Genomic DNA, 6,134 nt, shown 5'->3' on the forward strand with positions numbered 1-6,134 from the left:
TTTCAGTTGTTTCTAGTAAACTTTATCTTAACTTTACAAAAATCGGAGGTTAGCTTCATATAAACATTGCAATTACGACAAATTCTACTTACAAATACTAGTCACAAATTTCACAAATAACCCAATAAATCAGAAATGTTGACTATATAAGAAGATTCTTAGTTGCAATAATCAATATTTTGTTAAGGAAATATTAAAAACATTAAAAATACTTATGTCATTATGTAGTTTAACTATGTAAAGCACTTAGCCTCTAGACAGTGGTATAAATATATTTAATTTTTATGCGATCGCACAAAAATGTGCAAAAAAAAGAGGGAAGATTAGTTTTTCTTCCCCCTGCTTATTATTCTTACCATTATCTGGTTTATTGTCTTCTTTTAGCCTTTTTCGTAGCATTTGCTGCTGTTTCTTGAGTTGTCGCTTTCTAGCAGCACCACCTTTACCCTTATCATTTCTCCCTTGTTTGCGGGGAGACTCCCATCTTTTGAGCCGCATGATTTAATTGTCCTTTTCTGTTTTGTCGATACTAACTTTTTGTATTTATTTTCTAAATTATAGCATGAGTTTAAGATATGAATCTAAGCTATTTTTTTGATTAGATTTTCTGATAATACAATAGTTAAACATGACTATTTAAATAATAAATCAATAAAATAATTTGATTTTGTAGTCATTGTAACAAGAATTTATAAGGTATTATTGATTACGATAACTTTAGCTTATTCTATTAAGTACAAGTGAGCTAATATACGTATTTTTAGTTATCAATATTACTATATTTATGATTATAATTTCCCAATTCATTCCTGAAGTGTGAGTCAAATACTCGCTAGTTTTAAATAGGGAGCAAGACATTCCTACTACTTCTCTACAACTCTGCACAATCAGTGAAATAAACTGCTATATATCGTCATATCGTCAATTGATTTTAATTAATGTTGACTATGAGACTGATACTTGTGCATCATACGGATAAAGATGTGATAAGTTATTGGTAAAAGATTGGTCATAATCTCAGTATTTAAATGATTTAAGTATAAATAGAATAAACATCAAAAAATTTTCTATACTCACTCCCAGTAATAAAGTGTAAAAGTCGTACTAAGCTAGATACACCCTCTCTTCAGTGTTTTCCGGAAATCAATGCGTAAGTTTTAAAATAGTAAACTGCGATCGCAACCCGGTTTGAATACAGGGTTTATCGCTCGCACTCCACGACATGAATTATGAGGAGTGTTTGTTAGTGCGTTAGCCGCAGGTGAATGCGTAGCGTGTTCGTAAGGACATACAGCCGATTTCATCTGAGTGAGGCACAGAACATATCGTTATAAGGCAAAGGAGCAGGGAGCAGGGGGAATGTACCTCATTTACCCAGAATTGTGCTGTTAACTAGTAGTCTGTCACATTAATTTTGCGGGGTAAGATATTGGTAGTGGGAGCGTCCCGCTCCCTGGTGGGAGCGTCCCGCTCCCTGGTGGTAACGAGCGAGCAAGATGCTCGCACTACTCCGACCCCTCATAACTTATGTGGTGAAGTACTAGTGGTCTATTTTATTAATTCTGATAGGTAATAATTTTGTAGTGGGAGCGTCCCGCTCCCTGGTGGTAACGAGCGAGCAAGATGCTCGCACTACTCCGACCCCTCATAACTTATGTGGTGAAGTACTAGTGGTCCTTTGCATTAAATTTGATGGCTAACGCGCTCGTTACAACCAGCGAGCGGGACGCTCGCACTACCTCTACCCTTCATAACTAATGATTTGGACCACTAGTTCCCAGTCTCCGACTGGGAACTCCCGTATGTGAGGCTCTGCCTCAAATATATTAAGAGGCAGAGCCTCCAGCCAAGCGTTCCCAGTCGGAGACTGGGAACAAGAAACAATAAAAATGTATGAACTAGCATCACTTAAAAAGGTACAGAGTCAACAGCCTAGATTAAACCTCACCCCTTGGTAAGGAGAGAGGAAGGGGGTGAGGTCTAATTTTTTACTCTACATATAGTTCCTTGCATCAATATGATTAAATATCAAAAAAGCTCTCCTATAAATAATAGAAAAGCTTTGACCACAATATAATATTTTCCCAACTATCTAATATTTGGGGATGGGCCGGGAGAGACTCGAACTCTCACACCTTTCGATGGCAGATTTTGAGTCTGCTGCGTCTACCAATTCCGCCACCAGCCCTTTGGTGCAACTTCACTATTATAACCTATTTTTTGTGAATGCAACAATTTTTCATAATCTTTACTGGATGCCCATCTGTCAATTTCTCTAGCACGCAGTACTGGAACGGGATGCGTTAGCTGTGCGGTTCTGGCGACTTTAACTATTTCTCCTAGTTCGTTTTTACTGATATCGTCGTAAGCACGGGCTTGTTCGATAAAAGCATCAAGGTTGAGTTGGGGTGCAATAGTTGGAGAACCACCTGCTAATTTCATCAACACTGACATGACAACCCTGGGATCTTGAGTTGCTAACAATGCAGCGCGATCGCACGTAAATTCCGCACAGCGAACCCACTCTAAAAGTTGCGCTTGAATGGCTTGGGCTAAGAATGCACCAACTGTTGGTACAGCTGTTGCTGCTAAGATTAATATATTTACTGGAGTTAAATAAACGCTATGGTCGCACTTGAGATGTCCCAACTCGTGAGCAATCACAGCTTGAGTTTCTTCGGGTGTGAGCATATCAATTAAGGAAGTGTGCAGCACCACGAAAGGCTGCTTCCCGCGCATCGCAAAGGTATAAGCGTTGGGGGCGGGATGTTGTTTAATGTAGAGTTGGGGTGGCTCAAGATCGAGTATTTTACAAGCTTCTAACAAAAGTTCGTGTAAATGAGGTAGCTGTTTATCGCTGACTAAAACGCTAGAGGCAATATTTTCTACGTAAAAAACTTGCTCTGCGACTGGACCTAAAAGATTCCGTACCATCATATCGATACCGGGAATCTGCTTGAGCGCTTCGGTAGCTTCTTTATCGAGGGGATGACGGAAATAGTCTGCTTTAAGACCAATTAGCTGAGATTTCGCGAGTGAGGACATGGGGTGTTGTCAACTTTACTGAAAGGAAATGATTTGGGGCTAGTCATACAACAAGTCCCTCACAAATAGTATAGCGACTATTACATTTGCCTACATTTCGTATCAAACACAAAACCCTTGTAGAGACGTAGCACTGCTACGTCTCAAACAATATGAAATCACAACTTCATCCGCATGATTAAGCAATTATCCAGAAATAGAAGCAGCACCATTCGTTTCTTGAGTGGATTCTGCGTTTTCTTCTATACGCTCGATTTTTGCTCCTATTTTCTGCAATTTTAAATCGAATCTATCGTAACCACGGTCAAGATAGTTCAATCCTTTAATTGTAGTTTCACCGCTTGCTGCCAAACCAGCAACCACCATCGCAGCAGCCGCTCGTAAGTCAGTACCTTCAACAGGTGCGCCGGATAATTCCGATACTCCTCTAACAAAGGCAGAATTACCTTTGACGCGAATATCTGCTCCCAAACGATTTAATTCGGAAGCATGACGCAAACGGTTTTCAAATACGGTTTCATTAATGATACTGTCACCGTTTGCAATTGCCAGCAAGGACATAAACGGCGCTTGCATATCAGTGGGGAAACCCGGATGAGGCATGGTATCAATGTCTGTGGCCTTTAAAATTTCCGCTGGCTTGATACGCAAACAATCTGGTGCTTCTTCGATGATAGGTACTCCAATTTCTTGTAGTTTGGCAATCACCGGCATCAAATGTTCTGGCATCACGGGGGATAAAATTAATTCCGAACGAGTGATTGCGGCTGCAAGGAGAAATGTACCGGCTTCAATGCGATCGGGAATTACGTTGTAATCGGTAGAATGTAATTGAGGAACACCTTGGATCACAATTTTACTTGTTCCGGCTCCTTCAATTTTGGCACCCATTGAGATACAAAAGTTTGCCAAATCAACTACTTCTGGTTCCCGTGCGGAGTTTTCGATAATTGTTTCACCGTCTGCTAAAGTCGCAGCCATCATTAATGTTTCGGTGGCTCCGACACTGGGCAGATCTAAGTAAATTTTGGCACCTTTGAGTCTGCGACTGCCATCAGTTACGCGAGCGTTGCAAATACCGTGTTCGATTTGAACTTCGGCTCCCATTGCTTGCAAACCCCGGACGTGAAGGTCTACGGGTCTGGCTCCAATAGCACAACCGCCGGGTAAAGGCATTTGCGCTTCTCCCAATCTCGCTAGCAGCGGACCGATCGCAAAGAAACTGGCTCTCAACTGAGTAACTAGTTCGTAGGGAGCTTTTGAGGTAGTAATTTCACTAGCATTAATGTCTATAATATTGCCATCTCGCTTCAGGCGCATACCCAAAGCTGACAAAACCTCACCCATCCGCGATACGTCTGCCAATAAAGGAACGTTACGGATGCGACAATCTCCCGAACACAGTAAAGCCCCAGCCATCAGCACCAAAGCAGAGTTTTTAGCTCCGCTAATAGTTACATGACCATCTAAATTCCGTCCACCCCACACTTTCAAGACTGAGGAGTCTGCTAAAGGAGATGAATTTGTCTTTGGTAAACCGTTAGAAGTATTAATAATTCTATCCTCCATTTGGAAATTAATGGATTTTATAAAGGAAGGAAGTTGGTTTTGATTCTACAGTAAAGATTCCATTTGTCCACATATGCGCGATACATATACTCAGGAATCAATGAGCAATGAGCAGTTAAAAAATTAAAAAAAATTTATATGTTTTATTACGGGAATTATTAGCTTGACAAAACGGGCGGAATTAAGCAAAAATGAAAAATTGTCAATCTTTGCGGAACTGGCGGAATTGGTAGACGCGCTAGATTCAGGTTCTAGTGCCTTACAAGGCTTCCGGGTTCGAGTCCCGGGTTCCGCATTTTATAGAGGGAAGCAGGGAGCAGGGAGAAATATTTATAATCTAAAATCTAAAATCTAAAATCCAAAATTGAATGTGCTGACAAGTTTACAAAATCCTTTGGTAAAACAAATTCGCAAGCTCCACTCTACCAAAGAAAGGCATAAACAAGAATTATTTTTGTTAGAGGGGACGCATTTGTTGACAGAAGCTTGTACGCTTGATTATCCTTTGGATACTGTGTGCTGCACTATACAATGGCAAGCAGCCCATGAACAACTTTGGCAACTAGCTGTAGAAAAGTGCGATCGCGCTGAGGTTGTCAGTGAGGATGTGATCAAAGCATTGGCTACTACGGTGCAACCGGATGGTGTGGTCGCGATCGCAAAACGGGGGTATGATGTTGCGGTACCTTTTAGCGGCTTGCAAATAGCGCTGGAAGACGTACAAGACCCCGGCAATCTAGGAACTATAATTCGTACCGCTGCTGCTGCTGGAGCGTCAGGTTTGTGGTTAAGTAAGAATAGCGTAGATTTAGATAATCCCAAGGTTCTACGTGCTAGTGCTGGACAATGGTTTCGCTTACCGATGCAGGTGAGTCCAGATTTGAGCGACACAGTAATGAAAGCTAAAAATGCTGGGATGCAAGTAATTGCAACTTTACCAGGTGCTAATTTAACTTATTGGCAGGTAGATTGGCTAAAACCAAGTTTAATTTTATTGGGTAATGAAGGTGCTGGTCTATCAACTGAATTAGCAGAAATGGCAGATTTAAATGTGAAAATTCCGCTTCAACCTGGGGTAGAATCTTTGAATGTAGCTATTACCGCTGCATTGATTTTGTATGAAGCACAGCGCCAATCAATTTTGGATTTTAGATCTTAGATTTTGGATTACCCTACGATAAGACGCTTCCATGTCAATAGATTTTGGATTGCTCCTACTGGGGGGTAATTTATTTCTTGGTAGGAATCATCGTTCATTTAGATCCTTGAGGATGTCAACTTAAATTTATTTATCTTTATCTTTGTTTTTAAAATACTCTTCAATATCAGCTACAGCATCTTCCCACTCATCTAAATTAAATATTGGTGATTCTTCAACAGTTGGTTCTTGAGGAATAGGATCGAATTGTGATTCAGTAACAAGTTCTTCTGTTTGATTTTCTTCTAACAAATGTTGCAAATGCTCCAGGGATTCTTGGAATTCTTTTGCAGCACCTTGACGTTTCTCTTGATCGTTTGGC

The 6,134-nt window shown here is 40.5% G+C and carries 6 protein-coding genes and 2 tRNA genes; 2 read left to right on the plus strand and 6 right to left on the minus strand.

Features of this window, described 5'->3' with window-relative positions:
• Positions 1-282: 282 nt before the first annotated feature.
• The 5 genes from VB797_RS28905 to murA form a co-directional block, all read right to left on the minus strand.
• Positions 283-498, minus strand: coding sequence for a hypothetical protein (locus VB797_RS28905; RefSeq protein ID WP_323241215.1), 216 nt, complete (start codon positions 496-498; stop codon positions 283-285).
• Positions 499-1,157: 659 nt separating this feature from the next.
• Complete coding sequence (locus tag VB797_RS28910) at positions 1,158-1,304, minus strand: hypothetical protein (protein WP_323241216.1); 147 nt, start codon at positions 1,302-1,304, stop codon at positions 1,158-1,160.
• An 802-nt stretch (positions 1,305-2,106) separates the two neighbouring features.
• Positions 2,107-2,188: transfer RNA gene (locus tag VB797_RS28915), tRNA-Leu, on the minus strand.
• A complete protein-coding gene (locus VB797_RS28920) occupies positions 2,167-3,045 on the minus strand; it encodes a M48 family metallopeptidase (RefSeq protein WP_323241217.1) in 879 nt (292 codons plus the stop codon). The genes VB797_RS28915 and VB797_RS28920 overlap by 22 nt, the downstream gene beginning before the upstream one ends.
• Before the next feature lie 186 nt (positions 3,046-3,231).
• A complete protein-coding gene (gene murA / locus VB797_RS28925; protein ID WP_323241218.1) occupies positions 3,232-4,614 on the minus strand; it encodes a UDP-N-acetylglucosamine 1-carboxyvinyltransferase in 1,383 nt (460 codons plus the stop codon).
• 211 nt (positions 4,615-4,825) lie between these two features.
• On the opposite strand from murA, the gene VB797_RS28930 reads away from it, so the two are divergent.
• Both VB797_RS28930 and VB797_RS28935 read left to right on the plus strand, forming a co-directional pair.
• Positions 4,826-4,909: transfer RNA gene (locus VB797_RS28930), tRNA-Leu, on the plus strand.
• Positions 4,910-4,984: 75 nt separating this feature from the next.
• Positions 4,985-5,773, plus strand: coding sequence for an RNA methyltransferase (locus VB797_RS28935; protein WP_323241219.1), 789 nt, complete (start codon positions 4,985-4,987; stop codon positions 5,771-5,773).
• Between the two features lie 126 nt (positions 5,774-5,899).
• On the opposite strand, the gene VB797_RS28940 is transcribed toward VB797_RS28935, so the two are convergent.
• Positions 5,900-6,134 (minus strand): hypothetical protein (locus VB797_RS28940; RefSeq protein WP_323241220.1); only part of this gene is annotated, 235 nt, incomplete at its 5' end.

This window comes from Rivularia sp. UHCC 0363, assembly GCF_034931125.1.
In the GTDB taxonomy this organism is placed as follows: domain Bacteria; phylum Cyanobacteriota; class Cyanobacteriia; order Cyanobacteriales; family Nostocaceae; genus Rivularia.